Origin of the sequence: Streptomyces orinoci, assembly GCF_003121295.1 — a bacterium.
In the GTDB taxonomy this organism is placed as follows: domain Bacteria; phylum Actinomycetota; class Actinomycetes; order Streptomycetales; family Streptomycetaceae; genus Streptomyces; species Streptomyces orinoci.
This window is the reverse complement of record NZ_PHNC01000017.1, coordinates 60,211-77,384: the sequence shown is the minus strand read 5'-3', so window position 1 is coordinate 77,384 and position 17,174 is coordinate 60,211. Positions and strand designations below refer to the sequence as shown.

Below are 17,174 nucleotides of genomic sequence, written 5' to 3'. Positions count from 1 at the left end.
CGCCGCCCCCGGCCGCGCGGAGGGCGGACGACCGTCCCCGTCCCCCTCCGCTCCCATCTCTCAGGAGAGCCCGATGTCCGTCACCACAGTCACCCACCGGGTCCGCGTCCTCGCCTCCCCCGGCCACCGCCACGATGAGATCCTCACCCCCGCCGCCCTGGACTTCGTGGGCCGGCTGACCGCCGCCTTCGCACAGCGCCGCCAGGAACTCCTCAAGGAACGCCGGCGCCGGACGCTGAGGCTGGCCACGGGCTCGCAGCTGGACTTCCCCATGGTCACCGCCGCGGTCCGGGCCGACCTAGACTGGCGGGTCGCACCGCCCGCACCGGGGCTCGGCGACCGGCGGGTGGAGATCACCGGCCCGCCGGACCGCCGGATGACCATCAACGCGCTCAACTCCGGCGCCAAGGCATGGATGGCGGACTTCGAGGACGCCACCGCGCCCCGGTGGGAGAACATCATCGGCGGGCAGCTCAACCTGCTCGACGCCATCGAGCGGCGCATCGACTTCACCACTCCGGAGGGCAGGGAGTACCGGCTCGGCGACCGGCTCGCCACCATCATGGTCCGCCCGCGCGGCTGGCATCTGGAGGAAGAGCACCTGGAGTACGACGGCCAACCGGTGCCCGCCGCGCTCGTCGACTTCGGCCTCTACTTCTTCCACTGCGCCCAGCGCCAGATGGACGCCGGGTACGGCCCGTACTTCTACCTCCCCAAACTGGAGAACAGGTACGAGGCCCGGCTCTGGAACGACATCTTCCTGCTCGCCCAGGAGCTGCTGGGCATCCCCCGCGGCACCATCCGCGCCACCGTCCTCATCGAGACCATCACCGCCGCGTTCGAGATGGAGGAGATACTCTATGAACTGCGCGAGCACAGCGCGGGGTTGAACGCCGGGCGCTGGGACTATCTGTTCAGCCTGATCAAAACCTTCGGGCATCGCAGCGACTTCCTCCTCCCCGACCGTTCCAGGGTCACCATGACCGCCCCCTTCATGCGGGCGTACACCGAACTGCTGGTGCGCACCTGCCACCAGCGCGGCGCCCACGCCATCGGCGGCATGGCCGCGCAGGTGCCGGGCAAGGACCCGGCCGCCAACGAGGCCGCAATGGCCAAGGTCCGCCTGGACAAGGAGCGGGAGGCCGAGGACGGCTTCGACGGGTCCTGGGTGGCCCATCCCGCACTCGTGCCCGTCTGCCGCGAGGTCTTCGACCGCGTCCTCGGCGAACGGCCCCACCAGCTCGACCGCACCCGCGACGATGTCGAGGTGACACCGGCCGACTTGTTGTCGGTGCGGCGGATCAGCGGGCCGCCCACAGCGGACGGCGTGCGCACCAACGTCCGCGTCGCACTGCGGTACTTCGCCGCCTGGCTGCGCGGACAGGGCGCGGTCGCCATCGACGGTCTGATGGAGGACGCGGCCACGGCCGAGATCGCCCGGGTGCAGATCTGGCAGTGGCAGCGCCACCAGGTCATCGGCCGGGAGACCGTGGATCAGGTCCTCGACGAGGAGATCGACGCGCTCGGCGCCGAATACCCATGGGCGCCCGTCACCGACATCCGCGCCCTCTTCCAACGGACCGCCCTGACCGGCGAGTTGCCGCCATTCTTCACCCCGGACGCGTACCACCGCCACCTGGTGCGGCGGACGGAGGCCGGAGCATGAGCGCGGTCATCACACGCGTCGGCGTGGTCGGCGGCGGGCAGATGGGCGCCGGGATCGCCGAAGTGTGCGCACGGGCCGGGCTGGACACCGTGGTCTGCGAGGTGGACGCGGTCGCCGCCCGCGCCGCCCGGGACCGGGTGGCAAGCTCCCTCCAACGTGCCGTGGGACGCGGCAAGCTGGAGCGGACAGCGGCGGAGGACGCCCTCGCCCGGCTCCTGTTCACCAGCGGCCTGGACCAGCTCGCCGACCGCCAGCTCGTCATCGAGGCCGTTGCCGAGAACCCGGACGCCAAGACCGAGATCTTCGCCGCCCTGGACAAGATCGTCGAGGATCCGGCGGCCGTACTCGCCACCAACACCTCCTCCCTCCCGGTCATGCGGCTCGGCATGGCCACCGGCCGCGCGGACCGGGTCGTGGGCCTGCACTTCTTCAACCCGGTGCCCGTGCTGCCCCTGGTCGAAGTGGTGACCTCCCTGCACACCTCGCCGCAGGCGGCGGCCACCGTGGAGGAGTTCGCCACCCGCGCGCTCGGCAAGACGGTGATCCGCTCCCGGGACCGGGCCGGCTTTGTCGTCAACGCCCTGCTCATCCCCTACCTGCTGGCCGCCGTGCGGATGGCGGAGTCCGGCTTCGCCACCGCCGCCGACATCGACACCGGCATGGAACTGGGCTGCGCCCACCCCATGGGCCCGCTCAGGCTCGCGGACCTGATCGGCCTGGACACCGTTGCCTCGATCGCGGAGTCCCTGTACGCCGAGTTCCGCGAACCTCTCTACGCGCCGCCGCCACTGCTCCAGCGGATGGTGCAGGCGGGACTGCTCGGCCGGAAGACCGGCCGGGGGTTCCACAGCTACGACCAGGGCTGAGGGCCTGGTACGACGCGGGCTTGAGGGTCCCCCGCGGCGGGGCATGACATGGCAGGGGCGGGAAGCGCGAACGCGGCGCTTCCCGCCCCTCGTGTGCCGCCTCGAAGTGTTGCGGGTCACCTTCCGGATGTTGGACGCCTCTCTTCCCCGAGGCGCGACAACCCGTAGGCTGACCTGAGCAGCTGGTTCACCCCGTCCGCCAGGCGGGGTGCCGTAAGAGGGAACCCGGTGGGAATCCGGGACTGCCCCGCAGCGGTGAGCGGGAACGACCGCCGTCATACGCACTGGGCCCGATGTACCGGGCCTGGGAAGCGACGGCCAGTAGGTGTCTCGTACCAAGTACGGCGACGAGACGTGCCCGTGAGTCCGAAGACCTGCCAACTGCCCGCGTACGGACCATTCCGTACGCGGACATCCCGGTGACCTCGAGGGCGGGTCGGCGCACACACCAGACGGGACGGCCGTGCTTTTGCCGCGCGGGGTCGCTGCCGTCCGGTTCGTCATCCCTTCGCGTTCTCGTCCCGTCCCCGGGATCTCAGGGAATCGTCTCGCGAAGGAGATCTCCGTGACCAGCAAGTCCGCAGCCGCGGCAGCACGGGCCACCGTGTACGGCTACCCCCGCCAGGGCCCGAACCGGGAACTGAAGAAGGCCATCGAGGGCTACTGGAAGGGCCGCGTCACCGCCGACGCCCTCCGGGCCACCGCCACCGAACTGCGCGCCGACAACTGGCGACAGCTCGCCGAGGCCGGCATCCACGAGGTGCCCACCGGCGACTTCTCCTACTACGACCACGTCCTCGACACCACCGTCATGGTCGGCGCCATCCCGGCACGCCACCGCGCCGCCGTCGAAAGCGACGCCCTGGACGGCTACTTCGCCATGGCACGGGGCACCCAGGAGGTCGCCCCACTGGAGATGACCAAGTGGTTCGACACCAACTACCACTACCTGGTCCCGGAGTTGGGCCCCGACACCGCCTTCACCGCGAACCCGGTAAAGCAGGTCACGGAACTGAAGGAGGCCCTGGCTCTCGGTCTGACCGCCCGCCCGGTCCTGCTCGGCCCGGTCACCTACCTCCTGCTCGCCAAGCCCGCTCCCGGTGTGCCCGCCGGCTTCGAACCTCTCACCCTCCTCGACCGGCTGCTGCCGGTCTACGCCAAGGTGCTCGCCAAGCTGCGCGCGGCCGGCGCCGAGTGGGTGCAGCTCGACGAGCCCGCGCTGGTCCAGGACCGCACCCCGGCCGAACTCAACGCGGCCGCCCGCGCCTACCGCGAGCTGGGCACCCTCCCCGACCGCCCGAAGCTGCTGGTCGCCTCCTACTTCGACCGGCTCGGCGAGGCCCTGCCCGTGCTGGCCAAGGCCCCCGTCGAGGGCCTGGCCCTGGACTTCACCGAGGCCGCGGCCGCCAACCTCGACGCCCTGGCCGCCGTCGGCGGACTGCCCGGCAAACGCCTGGTCGCCGGGGTCGTCAATGGCCGCAACATCTGGATCAACGACCTGTCGAAGTCCCTGTCCACCCTGGGCACCTTGCTCGGCCTCGCCGGCCAGGTCGATGTCGCCGCCTCCTGCTCGCTGCTCCATGTCCCGCTCGACGCGGCCGCCGAGAAGGACATCGAACCGCAGATCCTGCGCTGGCTGGCCTTCGCGAAGCAGAAGACCACCGAGATCGTCACCCTCACCAAGGGCCTGGCCCAGGGCACCGACAGCATCGCCGCCGAACTGGCCGCCAACCGGGCCGACCTCGCCTCCCGGGCCGCCTCCCCCATCACCCGCGATCCCGCCGTGCGCACCCGCGCCGAGGCCATCACCGACGCCGACACCCGCCGCGCCCAGCCGTACAGCGAGCGCGCCACAGCCCAGCGCGCCCATCTAGGGCTGCCCCTGCTGCCGACCACGACCATCGGCTCCTTCCCGCAGACCGCCGAACTGCGCGCCGCCCGTGCCGACTTGAGGGCCGGGCGGATCGACACGGCCGGCTACGAGGAGCGCATCAAGGCGGAGATCCAGGAGGTGATCTCCTTCCAGGAGAAGGCCGGGCTGGACGTCCTGGTGCACGGCGAGGCCGAACGCAACGACATGGTTCAGTACTTCGCCGAGCAGCTCACCGGCTACCTGGCCACCCGGCACGGCTGGGTCCAGTCCTATGGCACCCGGTATGTCCGCCCGCCGGTCCTGGCCGGCGACATCTCCCGCCCGGAGCCGATGACCGTCCGCTGGACGGCCTACGCCCAGTCCCTGACCGAGCGCCCGGTCAAGGGCATGCTGACCGGCCCGGTCACCATGCTGGCCTGGTCCTTCGTCCGCGACGACCAGCCCCTCGCCGACACCGCCCGCCAGGTCGCCCTGGCCCTGCGCGACGAGGTCAACGACCTGGAAGCCGCCGGGACTGCAGTGATCCAGGTGGACGAGCCCGCGCTGCGCGAGACCCTCCCGCTGCGCGCCGCCGACCGCCCCGCCTACCTGGCGTGGGCCACGGAATCGTTCCGCCTCACCACCAGTGGCGTCCGTCCCGGCACCCAGATCCACACCCATATGTGCTACGCCGAGTTCGGCGACATCGTCCAGGCCATCGACGACCTCGACGCCGACGTCATCAGCCTGGAAGCCGCCCGCTCACATATGCAGGTCGCCCATGAACTCGCCGCCCATGGCTATCCGCGCGAGGCCGGACCCGGGGTCTACGACATCCACTCCCCCCGCGTCCCGAGCACCGATGAAGCCGCCGAACTGCTGCGCACCGGCCTGAAGGCGATCCCCGCCGAGCGGCTGTGGGTCAACCCCGACTGCGGGCTGAAGACCCGCGGCTGGCCCGAGACCCGCACCTCCCTGGAGAACCTGGTCGCCGCCGCCCGCACGGTCCGCGGTGAGCTGCCCGCCTCCTGACCAGGCGCCCCAATGGGCCGGGATGCCATAACCGAACCCGCTGCCGCCCCGAGCCGGCCGGCTCCCGGCTGAGTCAGCCGGCGTTCGCCGGCACCGCCCGCTGATCCGGTCCCGCGTAAGAGGCGAGGGGCCGGATCAGCGCGTTGTGGGCGAGTTGCTCGGTGATGTGGGCGGTCCAGCCGGTGATGCGGCTCATCACGAAGATCGGTGTGAAGGCCGGGATGTCGAAGCCCATCAGGTGGTAGGCGAGCCCGGCCGGATAGTCCAGGTTCGGGTGGATGCCCTTGCGGGTGATCATCGCGTGCCGCAGGGCCGAGTGGAGCGTGGCCAGGCGGGTGACCTCCGGGTCGGCGGCGCGGGCCACCAGCCGGTCCAGTGCCTCCTGCATGACCGGCACCCGGGAATCCCCGTGCTTGTAGACCCGGTGGCCGAAGCCCATGATCTTCCGCTTGGAGGCCAGGGCCTCCGCCAGCCACTCGTCGGCGCGCCGTGCGTCGCCGATCTCGTTGAGCATGTGCATCACGGCCTCGTTGGCGCCGCCGTGCAGCGGGCCCTTGAGCGCGCCGATGGCGGCGGTGACCGCGCTGTAGAGGTCGGAGAGGGTGGAGGTGACCACACGGGCGGTGAACGTCGAGGCGTTGAAGCTGTGTTCGGCGTACAGCACGAGGGAGATCTCGAAGCAGCGGACCACTTCGGGTTCGGGCACGCTGCCGAAGCACATATGGAAGAAGTTCGCCGCGTATCCGAGGTCCGGGTTCGGGGGGATCGGGTCCAGGCCCTGGCGGCGGCGCTGGTCGGCCGCCACCACGGTGGGCAACTTGGCAAGCAGGACCAGGGACTTGGCCCGGTTGGCGGCGAGGCTGCCGTCGTCCTCCGTCGGATCCTCGGCTCCGAAGAAGCTCACCGCGGTGCGCAGTACGTCCATGGGATGGCAGGTCCCGGGCAGCCGGGTCAGGAGTTCGCAGGTGGTGCGGTCCAGGGGGCGCAGAGCGCGTTCCCGCGCCTGGAAGTCGGCCAGCTGACGGGGGCCGGGCAGCTCGCCGTGCCAGAGCAGATAGGCGACCTCCTCGAAGGAGCGGCGGGCGGCCAGGTCCTGGACCGGATAGCCGCGGTAGGTGAGGGAGTTGGTCTCCTGGATGACCGTGGAGATCTCGGTGGTGTCGACGACGACACCGGCCAGCCCCCGGTGGATCTCGGGTGCGGTGGTGGACATGGGATGCCTGCCTTCGGTCAGTCAGGTGCCGGGTGGGAGGGTGAAGCCGGATACGGCCGAGTCGAAGGCCGAGTACTCCTCATAGCCGAGGAGTTCGTAGAGCCGGGAGCGGGTCTGCATACGGGGCAGCAGGGACTCCTGGCTGCCCTCGGCGGCGAGGGTGCGCAGGCCCTCCTCGACGGCGCCCATGGCGATCCGCCACAGGGTGACGGGGTAGAGCGCGATGTTGTAGCCGAGGTTCTCCAGGGCGCGGGTGTTCAGGAGCGGGGTCTTGCCGAACTCGGTCAGATTGGCGAGCAGCGGGACGTCCACCGCCGTGCGGAACGCCTCGTATTCGGACTCGTCGGCGAGTGCTTCGGGGAAGATCGCGTCCGCGCCTGCGTCGGCATATGCCTTGGCCCGGTCGATCGCGGCCGTCAGGCCCTCGACGGCTCGGGCGTCGGTACGGGCCATCAGCAGGAAGTCCGGGTCGCGGCGGGCGTGCACGGCGCCCTGGATGCGGCGGAGCATCTCCTCGCGCGGCACCACCGACTTGCCGTCCAGGTGGCCGCACCGCTTGGGGTCGACCTGGTCCTCCAGGTGCAGCCCGGCCAGACCGGCGTCCTCCAGCAACTGGACGGTACGGGCCGCGTTCATGGGCTCGCCGAAGCCGGTGTCAGCGTCGATGAGCACGGGCAGGTCGGTCACCCTGGTGGTCTGCTGGGCGCGGGCGGCGATCTCCGCGGAGGTGGTCAGGCCGATGTCGGGCAGCCCCAGGTCGGCGGCGAGGACGGCACCGGAGAGGTAGACCGCGTCGAAGCCGGTGTCCTGGATCAACCGGGCCGAAAGCGGGTTGATCGCGCCCGGCATCCGCAGCAGCCGGCCGGACGCCAGCTGTTCCCGGAAGGCCCGGCGGCGCTCGGCGGGGGTGGTGCGGGTGTGCAGCAGCATCAGAACAGGCCCTTCGGGAGCCGTGCGTCGTACACGGCGACGGCCTCGGTGTCCACCGCCGGGAACAGGCCGTCCAGCTCGGACGTGCCCAGTTCGGCGAGGTGCTCGGCCGCGGCGAGGAAGCGGTCCTGGTCGGCGGGGGCGACGATGCCCTCGGCGAGGGTGCGGAACTTGCCGATATAACCGGGCCGTTCGAAGGGGCGGGCGCCGGCCGGGTGTGCGTCGGCGACGGCCAGTTCGTCCTCGATCACCGTCCCGTCGTCCAGAGTGATCACCGCGCGTCCGCCGAAGGCCCGGCGCTCCGGATCGGGGTCGTGGTAGCGACGGGTCCACTCCGGGTCCTCGACCGTGCTGACCTTCCGCCATAGGACGACGGTCTCCGGGCGCCGGGCCCGCTCGGGGGCGTAGGAGCGCTCGTGGTGCCAGGCGCCGTCCTCCAGCGCGACGGCGAAGATGTACGGCACCGAGTGGTCGAGGGTCTCGCGGCTGGCCGCCGGGTCGTACTTCTGCGGATCGTTCGCGCCGGAGCCGATGACGTGGTGGGTGTGGTGACTGGTGTGCAGCAGGACCGACCGGACCTGCTCCAGCGGGCCGGTCTTCTCCCGCAGCCGTCGGGCGAGGTCGATGAACGCCTGGGCCTGGTATTCGGCGGAGTGTTCCTTGGTGTAGGTGTCGAGGATGGCGCGGCGCGGCTCACCGGGTTCCGGGAGCAGCACCGTGTAGTCGGACTCCGGGCCGTCCAGCAGCCACGCCAGGAAGCCGTCCTCGCCCTCGTAGACAGGCGACGGTGAGGTCTCGCCGCGCATCGCCCGGTCCACGGCCTCGATCGCGGCCTTGCCGGCGAAGGCCGGGGCGTACGCCTTCCAGCTGGAGATCTCGCCCTTGCGGGACTGCCGGGTCGCGGTGGTGGTGTGCACCGCCTGCTGGACCGCCTGATACACCGTCTCCGTCGGCAGCCGCAGCATCGCGCCCAGGCCACAGGCGGTGGCGGCGCTGAGATGGGCCACATGGTCGATGCGGTGGGCGTGCAGGCAGATGCCCTTCACCAGAGCGACATGGATCTCGTATGCGGCGACTATGCCGCGCAGCAGGTCGGCGCCGGTGCGGCCGGTGTGCTGGGCGACGGCCAGCAGCGGCGGGATGTTGTCGCCGGGGTGGGAGTAGTCGGCCGCCAGATAGGTGTCGTGGAAGTCCAGCTCCCGTACGGCGGTGCCGTTCGCCCAGGCAGCCCACTCCGGGGAAACCCGGCCCGGGTTGCCGAAGACGGAGGCACCGGAGGCGCTTGCGCGGTGGGACGCGGCCTGAGCCCGGGCCACGGCGACCGGGCGACGCAGCAGAGAGGCGACCGCGACCGAGGCGTTGTCGATCACCCGGTTCACGGCCATCGCGGCACTGTCGCCGTCCGGCTCCCCGGTGCCGGTGGCCACCGCCGCCAGCTTCCAGGCGAGTTGCTCCTCGCGGGGCAGGCGGTCGGCGCTGGGATGGACACGGACGTGGTGCTCGATCACGGGACTCCTCGCGGTGATGCGGCGGTGAGCGGTCGAGCTCGAGCCTGCCCGGCAGCCGGCCGCGAGGCCACCACGCCAAGCTGTGGAATCCGTACATCCAGGAGCTGCGAATCCGCGAAATCTGCGAATCCTGCGGATGCTATGTTCGCAGCCCAGGCCGGTGGAACCAGGAGGTGCGCCCATGGGCCGACGACCGGCGGAGCGGAAGATCTACGCTCACGCCAAGCTGCGCCGGCTGCGCCGTGAGCACGGCATGAACCAGGTCGACATGGCCCGCGCCCTCGGCATCTCCACCAGCTACGCCAATCAGATCGAACAGAGCCGGCGCCCGCTCACGGCAGCTGTCCTGCTGCGGATCGCCGAGGTCTTCGGTGTCGACACGGAGTTCTTCTCCCAGGCCGATGAGGACCGCCTCGCCACCGATCTGCGGGCCGCGCTCGCCGACGAGGCGTGTGGAGTGCCGCTTCCGGCCGAGGAGGAGATCTCCGCGGCCGCGCGCGAGCACCCCGAGGTGGCGCGCGCCCTGGTCGCGCTGCACCACCGCTACCGCGACGCCGCCGAGCAGGCCGCCGCCCTCGCCGCCCCGGGCTCCAACGGCGCCTTACTGCTCCCCGGCGAACCGCACGACGAGGTCCGGGACTTCTTCTACGCCCATCACAACCACTTCGAGCCCCTGGACACCCGGGCCGAGCGGCTGGCGGCGGACCTGGAGCTGCGGCCGGGCCGGGCCGCCGACCCGCTCACCGCACGGCTCGCCGAGCGACACGGGGTCCGGGTGCTGCAAGCCGCTCCGGGCCGCTTGGCCGACGCCCGGCGGTACGACCCGGACACCGGCCTGCTGTTTCTCTCCCCCTGGCTGAACGACGGGCAGCGCGCCTTCCAGCTCGCCACCCAGCTCGCCTTCCTGGAGCGCGGTCCGCTCCTCGCTCAACTCGTCGGCCCCGCCAAGGAACTGACCTCGCCGGAGTCCAGGACGCTGGCCCGCATCGGCCTGGCGAACTACTTCGCGGGCGCGCTGCTCATGCCGTACGAGGGGTTCCACACGGCGGCCGGGGAGGTGCGCTACGACATCGAGCTGCTCTCCGCCCGCTTCGGCGTCGGCTTCGAGACGGTCTGCCACCGTCTGAGCACCCTTCAGCGCACCGGCCGCCGGGGCGTGCCCTTCTCCTTCCTGCGCGTCGACCGGGCCGGGAACATCTCCAAGCGGCAGTCGGCCACCGACTTCCACTTCTCCCGGATGGGCGGCACCTGTCCGCTGTGGACGGTGTACGAGGCGTTCTCCGCGCCCGGGCGGATACTGACGCAGGTGGCCGAAATGCCGGACGGCAAAAGGTACTTCTGGATCGCGCGCACCATCACCCGGGGCGGTTTCGGACACCAGGCGCCGCGTGCCGAGTTCGCGGTGGCGCTCGGCTGCGAGCTGCGGCACGCGCACCGGCTGGTGTACGCCGAGGGCATCGCCCTCGACGACCCCCGCGCCACGACCCCCATCGGGCTGGGCTGCCGGATCTGCGAGCGCCGCGACTGCGCCCAGCGGGCCCGGCCCCCGGCCGGCGGACACCTGGCCATCGATCCGGACCGGCGTACCCATGTGCCGTATCCCGTGGAAACCCGTACCCCCATGACATCGACAGTCGATACAGCAGGAGCCGCCACGTGACCAGCCGCGTCACCTTCGTCTCGCCCGCCATGAGCCCGTCACTGCGGCAGGCCCGCTTCTACGACGGCGACTCGGTCGACGACGCCGGAGCGGCCCAGGCCCGCTCGGCGGCCGGTTCGCTGCCCTCGCCCGGCCTCGTGGTGACGTCCCCCAGTGTCCGGTGCCGGGACACGGCCGTGGCGCTCGGTCTCGACGGGGTGGAGCTGCCGGAGCTGAGCGGGCTGGATGTGGGCCGGTGGCGGGGGCGCACCCTTGAGGAGGTGGCGGCCGCGGAGCCGGAGGCGATAGGCCGCTGGCTCGGCGACCCCGGCTGGGCGGCCCACGGCGGGGAGTCGGTGCGGGATGTGTGCGAGCGGGTCGGGCACTGGCTGGACGGCGCGCGGGAGACGGACGGCCGTACGCTCGCCGTGGTCGAACCGGAGGTGGTACGGGCCGCTGTCGTCCATGTCCTCGGCCTGCCCATGGCTTCCTTCTGGCGGCTGGACGTACTGCCGCTGACCGCCACGGAGTTCAGCGGACGGGCAGGACGCTGGAATCTGCGGATCGGCGGGCCGCTGGCCGTACCGGGCGGCGCCCCGGGCCGGTGAAACGCACCGGGGGCCGTGCCCTTCGCATGGGCACGGCCCCCGGGACCGTCGTACGGCCAGCACCGTCAGGCGGCGCCGGCCGGCTCCGGCTGGTTCGGCGCGGGCTTGGCAGCGGTCCGCATCGCCGGGTCGAGCAGCCGCTCGGCCATGGGCCCGAACACCAGGCCCAGCGACGCCCACAGCAGTGCCTGGGCCGCGACGGAGTAGAAGCGGAAGGAGAACAGCACGTCCGCCGGGAAGCCCGGGTAGACGATGGAGCCCTTGGCGTCCTTCAACGGCAGGGGTGTCTCCGTGGCCTGGTGGCCGTACTCGTGCACATTGGCGGACAGCTCGCCGAGTTGCGGCAGCAGGGCCATCACGATGCCGATCGCCACGATGTAGGCACCGGCGGCCAGGAGTGTGGCGTTCCAGTTGCCGAAGCGTGCCTGGAGGCGTTTGCCGAGCCAGACGGCGCCGACGAGGAAGACCACCGAGCAGACGACCATGACCAGATAGAGGTTGCCGCGGTCCTTGATCGTCTCCGGGTGGCCGATCGCCGGCGGGTTGGCCGGGTACTTCACAAACGGCACCAAGTAGACGCCGAGGAAGCCGCCCAGGGCCACCAGCATCGCCAGGTTACGGGGACGCAGCTTGCCGACCCGGCCGAGGCAGACGGCATAGGCGACGGCGAACAGGGCGCCCATGGCGATGCCGAAGAAGACCATGCCCAGGCCGATGCCGACATTGGCCTGGATCGTCCGGCTGAAGATGTCCGGTCCCGCCGCCTCCGGCGTCAGTCCGGCGGCCTTGTCGAGGACCTCCTGAGCGGCGTCCCGCCCGCTCTCGTAGTCGATGGCCTTGGCGATCTGGGGCTCGGCGAAGATCCGGGCGAAGACGAAGGCGAGCAGACCGGCGACCGCGCCGGCGATGCCGCCGCGCAGGATGAGTCTCTTTTCCATGTTCGGATGTCCGTGCGCGCTTTCGTCAGTGGCAGGGGAAGCCGAGGAAGTGGCGGGCGTCGTGCACGAACTCGTGGACGTGCATGTCCTTGCCGAAGACGGAGTAGGCGCCCTGGTCGACACCGATGAAGTAGTAGATGGCCAGCGCGATCAGCGCGGTTCCGACCAGCCAGATCACAGCCTTCGCGGCCGGCAGGACAACCGGGGTGGGCAGTGCGGCGGGCGCGGACATGCTGCTCATGGTCGAGCCTCCTTCAGGGGATCGTGCGTCCCTCGGTTCAGTGGAGCGTCGCGACGGCCAAGGGTCTGACTCCAGCCCACCCTGGGGAGGGGCTGTTCACAGTGGCGCGACCGTGCTGGAATTCCACCAGCTTCCTTAGACCGTCATTACAACCGGAGCGTACGGACAGAGCAGATGGTCCGTCAATCAGACAAGTGGCCGAGAACGTGCGGTCCTCGACAGCCATCACCCCGCGCGGCGCCGGCCTCCCTCTGGGAGCTGACCGTCCAAACAGCGTCCAGCCCATGACCTTGATGACGGTCACGACCGCGACCCGATTTCTTCCGGACAACACAGGACCCTGCGGAACCATGACCAGACGTCTCACACCGCGCCACATCACCCTCGGCGGCCGCGAGGCCGTCGCCCTCACCGTGGAGGAGTACGAACAACTCCTCGCCACCCGGCGGCAGATCGGCGGACAGAGTGCGCGAGTCCGGGCGCTCGCCCATGAGGCGAAGCGGACCGAACAACTCCTTCAGGACCTGGAGAGGCTGATCAGAACACCGCCGAACGGACGCTGCGAGCAGTTCCGGACACTGACGACGGCCTGCCCGCCACCCTCCCACGGCGGTGCGGCAGCCGGGCCGGACGCCGGTGCGGACTGTCTGCGCTGCGCGATAGCGGCACTCCTGCGCCGCCACCGGGATCCGGCCCCGGATGACAAGGCAGTGGGTGCCCACCCGGCGGGATCTCCCTCCGGCGCCAGGTGGGCGCTCCCCTGTTCATGGATCAGCGGTGGCGGAATTCCGGCAGTCGCTTGTCGATGAAGGCGCCCATGCCCTCCTTCTGGTCGGCGGTCGCGAACACCGCGTGGAACAGCCGCCGTTCGAAGCGGACGCCTTCCGAGAGCGTGGTCTCGAAGGCCCGTCCGACGGCCTCCTTGGCCATCATCGCCACCGGCAGCGACATCCCGGCGACGACCTCGGCGACGGCCAGGGCCTCGGCGAGCAGTTCAACCGCGGGGACGATCCGGGAGACAAGCCCGGCACTCTCGGCCTCCATCGCGTCCATGGTGCGCCCGGTCAGGCACAGTTCCATGGCCTTGGCCTTGCCGACGGCCCGGGTCAGCCGCTGGGAACCGCCGATGCCGGGAATCACGCCGAGCTTGATCTCCGGCTGGCCGAAGACGGCGGTGTCGGCGGCGAGCAGGATGTCGCAGAGCATGGCGAGTTCACAGCCGCCACCGAGGGCGTATCCGGCCACGGCGGCGATGGTCGGGGTACGCAGTTGCCCCAGCCGGTCCCAGGCCGCGAACCAGTCGGTGAGATACATGTCCAGGTATCCCTGCGGCTGCATCTCCTTGATGTCCGCTCCGGCCGCGAACGCCTTCGCCGAACCGGTGATCACGATGCAGCCGCACTCCGGGTCCCGGTCCAGGGCCTCGGTGGCGGCCACGACCTCGTTCATGACCTGGAGGTTGAGCGCGTTGAGGGCCTTGGGGCGGTTGAGGGTGAGCAGGGCGGTGCGGCCCTTGCGCTCGACGAGGATCGTCTCGTACTCGACGGCCGGTTCGGTGCTCATACCTGTTCTCCGCTCTGGTCCCTGATGGTACGTACGATGCCGGAGAAGTCCTCCGTGGCGCCCACTTGTTCGGCGTAGGCCGCATACAACTCGGCGGCGCGGAGACCGAGTTCGGCGCGGACGCCGCCCGACCGGGCCGCGTTGGCGGCCAGCCCCAGGTCCTTTGCCATGAGGGAGGCGGCGAAGCCCGGGCGATAGGCGCGGTTGGCGGGGCTGGTCGGCACGGGGCCGGGAACGGGACAGTTGGCGCTCAGTGCCCAGCACTGCCCGGACGCCGTGGAGGCCACGTCGAACAGCGCCTGATGGGACAGCCCAAGGCTCTCGCCGAGGACGAACGCCTCGCTGACGGCGATCATGGAGATACCGAGGATCATGTTGTTGCAGATCTTGGCGGCCTGCCCGGCGCCCGGACCACCGCAGTGGACGGCCTTCTTGCCCATGGCCTCCAGCAGCGGCCGCGCCTCGGCGAACTCCGCCTCGCCCCCACCGGCCATGAAAGTGAGCGTGGCCGCCTCGGCACCCAGCACACCGCCCGAGACCGGCGCGTCCAGTGCCCGCATCCCGGCCGCGACGGCGCGTTGGTGGGCGGTGCGGGCGTCGGCGACATCGATGGTGGAGCAGTCCACGAAGAGAGTGCCCGGCCGGGCCGCCGACAGGAGGGTGGCATAGAGGTCCAGGACATGACGGCCCGCCGGGAGCATGGTGATGACCACCTCGGCGTGCTCGACAGCACCGGCCGCGGAGGACGCGGGCTCAACGCCCGCCCGCGCGGCGCCGTCCACAGCGGCGGGCACGAGGTCATGGCCGAGCACGTGATAGCCCGCTCTGACCAGGCCGGCGGCCATGGGTGCGCCCATGTGCCCGAGTCCGACGAATGCGACGGTACGGCTCACCAGGCCACCTCCGTGGTGGCGTCGGGCCCGGCGAGTCCGAGTTCACGCTCGCCGAGCGGGGCGAAGAAGCGGTCCACATCGGCGTCGGTCACCTCGGCCAGGGTGGCCGGCGACCAGTGCGGATCGCGATCCTTGTCGATGACCTGGGCACGGATGCCCTCCACCAGATCGCGGGTGCGCAGTGCGGCGCAGGAGACGCGGTACTCCTGGTCAAGGACCCGCTCCAGCGAACCGAGAGGCCGGGCCCGGCGCAGTGCGGCGAGGGTGACCTTCAGCGCGGTGGGCGACTTGGCGAGCAGGGTCTCTGCGGCTGCCTTGGCCGCCGGATCGCCATGACCGAGCAACCGGTCGACGATCTCCTCCACCGTGCCGGCGGCATAGCAGAAGTCGATCCATTCCCGTCGGTCGGCCAACTCGCTCCGGGGCGGCGGCTGTACATGACGGTGGAGGGCTTCTCGTACGGAAGCGCCGGCGAGGTCGTCCAGGAAATCCCGGAGCGCGGCGGCGGGTACGAAGTGGTCGGCCAGCCCGCAGAACAGGGCGTCACCGGCGCGGATGGGCTCGCCGGTCAGCGCCAGATGAGTGCCCAGCTCGCCCGGAGCCAGGCCGAGCAGATAGGTGCCCCCGACGTCCGGGACGAAGCCGATGCCCGTCTCCGGCATGGCGATCCGCGAGCGTTCGGTGACGATCCGGACACTGCCGTGCGCGGAGAGGCCGACCCCGCCGCCCATCACGATGCCGTCCATGACGGCCACATATGGCTTGGGATAACGGGCGATACGGGCGTTGAGGCGGTACTCGTCCCGCCAGAACGCGGCGGAGGCGGTACCGTCGCCGTCACGGGCGTCATCGTGAATGCTCCGGATGTCGCCGCCCGCGCACAGGCCGCGCTCCCCCGCCCCCGTGATGACCACGGTCTCCACGGCCGGGTCACGCTCCCAGACCTTGAGCGCCTCGTCGATACGGCGGACCATCGCATGGTTCAGGGCGTTGAGGGCCCTGGGCCGGTTGAGTGTGATGTGGGCGGCCCGTCCGGCGGTGTGGAACAGGACGGCCTCTTCGCTTCCGGTCATCCGAACGCCTCCGTCAGACCACGGGCCACGATGACACGCATGATCTCGTTGGTTCCTTCCAGGATCCGGTGGACCCGCAGGTCGCGGACGATCTTCTCGATGCCGTACTCGCTGAGGTAGCCATAGCCGCCGTGCAACTGGAGGGCGCGGTCGGCGACCGAATACCCGGTGTCGGTGGCGAACCGCTTGGCCATGGCGCAGAGGTACGGCGCCTGTGGGTCGCCCCGGTCCAGGGCCTGGGCTGCCTGCTGGACCAGGGCGCGGGCGGCGGCCAGCTCGGTCGCCATGTCGGCGAGCCGGAACCGCAGCGCCTGGGCATCCAGGAGCCGCGCGCCGAACGCCTCGCGGTCGGCGAGGTGGGCCAGGCTCCGGTCGAGGGCGCTGCGGGCACCGCCGAGCGAGCAGGCGGCGATGCCGAGGCGGCCGCCGTTCAGGCCGTTCATCGCGATCCGGAAGCCCTCGCCCTCGCGGCCGAGCAGCCGGTCGGCGGGCACCCGCACCGCGTCCAGGACGATCTGGCGGGTGGGCTGGGCGTTCCAGCCCATCTTCCGTTCGTTCGGGCCGAAGGTGAGACCGGGGTCGTCCTTGTCGACGAGGAACGCGGAAACACCCTCGGCACCGTCACCGCCGGTGCGCGCCATCACCACATAGACCTGAGAGGCACCCGCGCCGGAGATGAACTGCTTGACGCCGGTCAGCACATAGCCGTCGCCGTCCCGTACGGCGCGGGTGGTGAGGGCCGCCGCGTCCGAGCCGGCGCCCGGTTCGGTCAGGCAGTAGCTGGCGAGGTCGTCCATCGCGCACAGCCGGGGCAGCCACCGCTCGCGCTGGGCGGCATCGCCATAGCGGTCGATCATCCAGGCGACCATGTTGTGGATGGACAGGTATCCGGCGATGGACGGGCAGCCCGATGCCAGGGTCTCGAAGACCAGGACACCATCGGCACGGCTGAGGCCCGAACCGCCGTACTCCTCACGGACGTAGACGCCACCGAGGCCGAGCCCGGCGGCCTTGCGCAGGACATCCACGGGGAAGTGCTTGTCCCGGTCCCAGTCCAGGGCGTGCGGGGCCAGCTGGTCCTGGGCGAAGTCCAGGGTGGTTTCCACCAGGGCCTGCTGGTCCTCGGTGAGCAGGGTGGAGGTCATCGTCCGC

15 protein-coding genes and 1 riboswitch are annotated in these 17,174 nt (G+C 71.0%); of the genes, 6 read left to right on the top strand and 9 right to left on the bottom strand.

Features of this window, described 5'->3' with window-relative positions; genetic code table 11:
• Positions 1–73: 73 nt before the first annotated feature.
• The 3 genes from aceB to metE all read left to right on the top strand — a co-directional run bounded on the left by aceB (position 74) and on the right by metE (position 5,416).
• Positions 74–1,666 carry a malate synthase A gene (gene aceB, locus CV755_RS13040; RefSeq protein ID WP_109280379.1) on the top strand — a complete coding sequence of 531 codons (1,593 nt, stop codon included), beginning with the start codon at positions 74–76 and terminating at the stop codon, positions 1,664–1,666.
• Positions 1,663–2,532, top strand: coding sequence for a 3-hydroxybutyryl-CoA dehydrogenase (locus CV755_RS13035; RefSeq protein WP_109280378.1), 870 nt, complete (start codon positions 1,663–1,665; stop codon positions 2,530–2,532). The genes aceB and CV755_RS13035 overlap by 4 nt, the downstream gene beginning before the upstream one ends.
• Positions 2,533–2,698: 166 nt before the next feature.
• A riboswitch (cobalamin riboswitch) is annotated at positions 2,699–2,928 on the top strand.
• A gap of 169 nt (positions 2,929–3,097) precedes the next feature.
• On the top strand, positions 3,098–5,416 hold the full coding sequence (metE, locus tag CV755_RS13030; RefSeq protein WP_109280377.1) for a 5-methyltetrahydropteroyltriglutamate--homocysteine S-methyltransferase: 2,319 nt from the start codon (positions 3,098–3,100) through the stop codon (positions 5,414–5,416).
• A 73-nt stretch (positions 5,417–5,489) separates the two neighbouring features.
• Here the strand turns inward: metE and CV755_RS13025 are convergent, their stop codons facing one another.
• From CV755_RS13025 to CV755_RS13015, 3 genes are read right to left on the bottom strand one after another with little or no spacing between them, the layout of a single operon-like run.
• Entirely contained in the window at positions 5,490–6,629 is a 1,140-nt protein-coding gene (locus CV755_RS13025; RefSeq protein WP_109280376.1) for a bifunctional 2-methylcitrate synthase/citrate synthase, read from the bottom strand.
• Between the two features lie 21 nt (positions 6,630–6,650).
• Complete coding sequence (gene prpB / locus CV755_RS13020; RefSeq protein WP_193553401.1) at positions 6,651–7,559, bottom strand: methylisocitrate lyase; 909 nt, start codon at positions 7,557–7,559, stop codon at positions 6,651–6,653.
• On the bottom strand, positions 7,559–9,067 hold the full coding sequence (locus CV755_RS13015; RefSeq protein WP_109280375.1) for an MmgE/PrpD family protein: 1,509 nt from the start codon (positions 9,065–9,067) through the stop codon (positions 7,559–7,561). Before CV755_RS13015 ends, prpB begins: the two co-directional genes overlap by 1 nt.
• 181 nt (positions 9,068–9,248) lie before the next feature.
• Between CV755_RS13015 and CV755_RS13010 the strand changes: the two genes are divergently transcribed.
• Both CV755_RS13010 and CV755_RS13005 read left to right on the top strand, forming a co-directional pair.
• Positions 9,249–10,727 carry a short-chain fatty acyl-CoA regulator family protein gene (locus tag CV755_RS13010; RefSeq protein WP_109280374.1) on the top strand — a complete coding sequence of 493 codons (1,479 nt, stop codon included), beginning with the start codon at positions 9,249–9,251 and terminating at the stop codon, positions 10,725–10,727.
• Positions 10,724–11,314, top strand: a complete 591-nt coding sequence (locus tag CV755_RS13005) for a histidine phosphatase family protein (protein ID WP_109280373.1) — start codon at positions 10,724–10,726, stop codon at positions 11,312–11,314. The genes CV755_RS13010 and CV755_RS13005 overlap by 4 nt, the downstream gene beginning before the upstream one ends.
• 65 nt (positions 11,315–11,379) lie before the next feature.
• Here CV755_RS13005 and CV755_RS13000 read toward each other — a convergent pair whose 3' ends face one another.
• Both CV755_RS13000 and CV755_RS12995 read right to left on the bottom strand, forming a co-directional pair.
• Complete coding sequence (locus tag CV755_RS13000) at positions 11,380–12,252, bottom strand: CbtA family protein (protein WP_109280372.1); 873 nt, start codon at positions 12,250–12,252, stop codon at positions 11,380–11,382.
• Between the two features lie 25 nt (positions 12,253–12,277).
• Positions 12,278–12,493 carry a CbtB domain-containing protein gene (locus tag CV755_RS12995; RefSeq protein WP_193553400.1) on the bottom strand — a complete coding sequence of 72 codons (216 nt, stop codon included), beginning with the start codon at positions 12,491–12,493 and terminating at the stop codon, positions 12,278–12,280.
• A gap of 350 nt (positions 12,494–12,843) precedes the next feature.
• Between CV755_RS12995 and CV755_RS12990 the strand changes: the two genes are divergently transcribed.
• Positions 12,844–13,302, top strand: a complete 459-nt coding sequence (locus tag CV755_RS12990) for a hypothetical protein (RefSeq protein WP_241561177.1) — start codon at positions 12,844–12,846, stop codon at positions 13,300–13,302.
• Here CV755_RS12990 and CV755_RS12985 read toward each other — a convergent pair.
• Genes CV755_RS12985 through CV755_RS12970 form a run of 4 tightly spaced genes read right to left on the bottom strand, consistent with a single transcriptional unit; the run spans position 13,265 to position 17,167 of the window.
• Positions 13,265–14,056, bottom strand: a complete 792-nt coding sequence (locus CV755_RS12985; RefSeq protein ID WP_109280371.1) for an enoyl-CoA hydratase — start codon at positions 14,054–14,056, stop codon at positions 13,265–13,267. The two genes, CV755_RS12990 and CV755_RS12985, sit on opposite strands and share 38 nt — an antisense overlap.
• A complete protein-coding gene (gene mmsB, locus CV755_RS12980) occupies positions 14,053–14,949 on the bottom strand; it encodes a 3-hydroxyisobutyrate dehydrogenase (protein WP_109280370.1) in 897 nt (298 codons plus the stop codon). The genes CV755_RS12985 and mmsB overlap by 4 nt, the downstream gene beginning before the upstream one ends.
• Positions 14,946–16,022, bottom strand: a complete 1,077-nt coding sequence (locus tag CV755_RS12975) for an enoyl-CoA hydratase/isomerase family protein (protein ID WP_109280369.1) — start codon at positions 16,020–16,022, stop codon at positions 14,946–14,948. Before CV755_RS12975 ends, mmsB begins: the two co-directional genes overlap by 4 nt.
• Entirely contained in the window at positions 16,019–17,167 is a 1,149-nt protein-coding gene (locus CV755_RS12970) for an acyl-CoA dehydrogenase family protein (RefSeq protein WP_109280368.1), read from the bottom strand. Before CV755_RS12970 ends, CV755_RS12975 begins: the two co-directional genes overlap by 4 nt.
• Between the last annotated feature and the right edge of the window lie 7 nt (positions 17,168–17,174).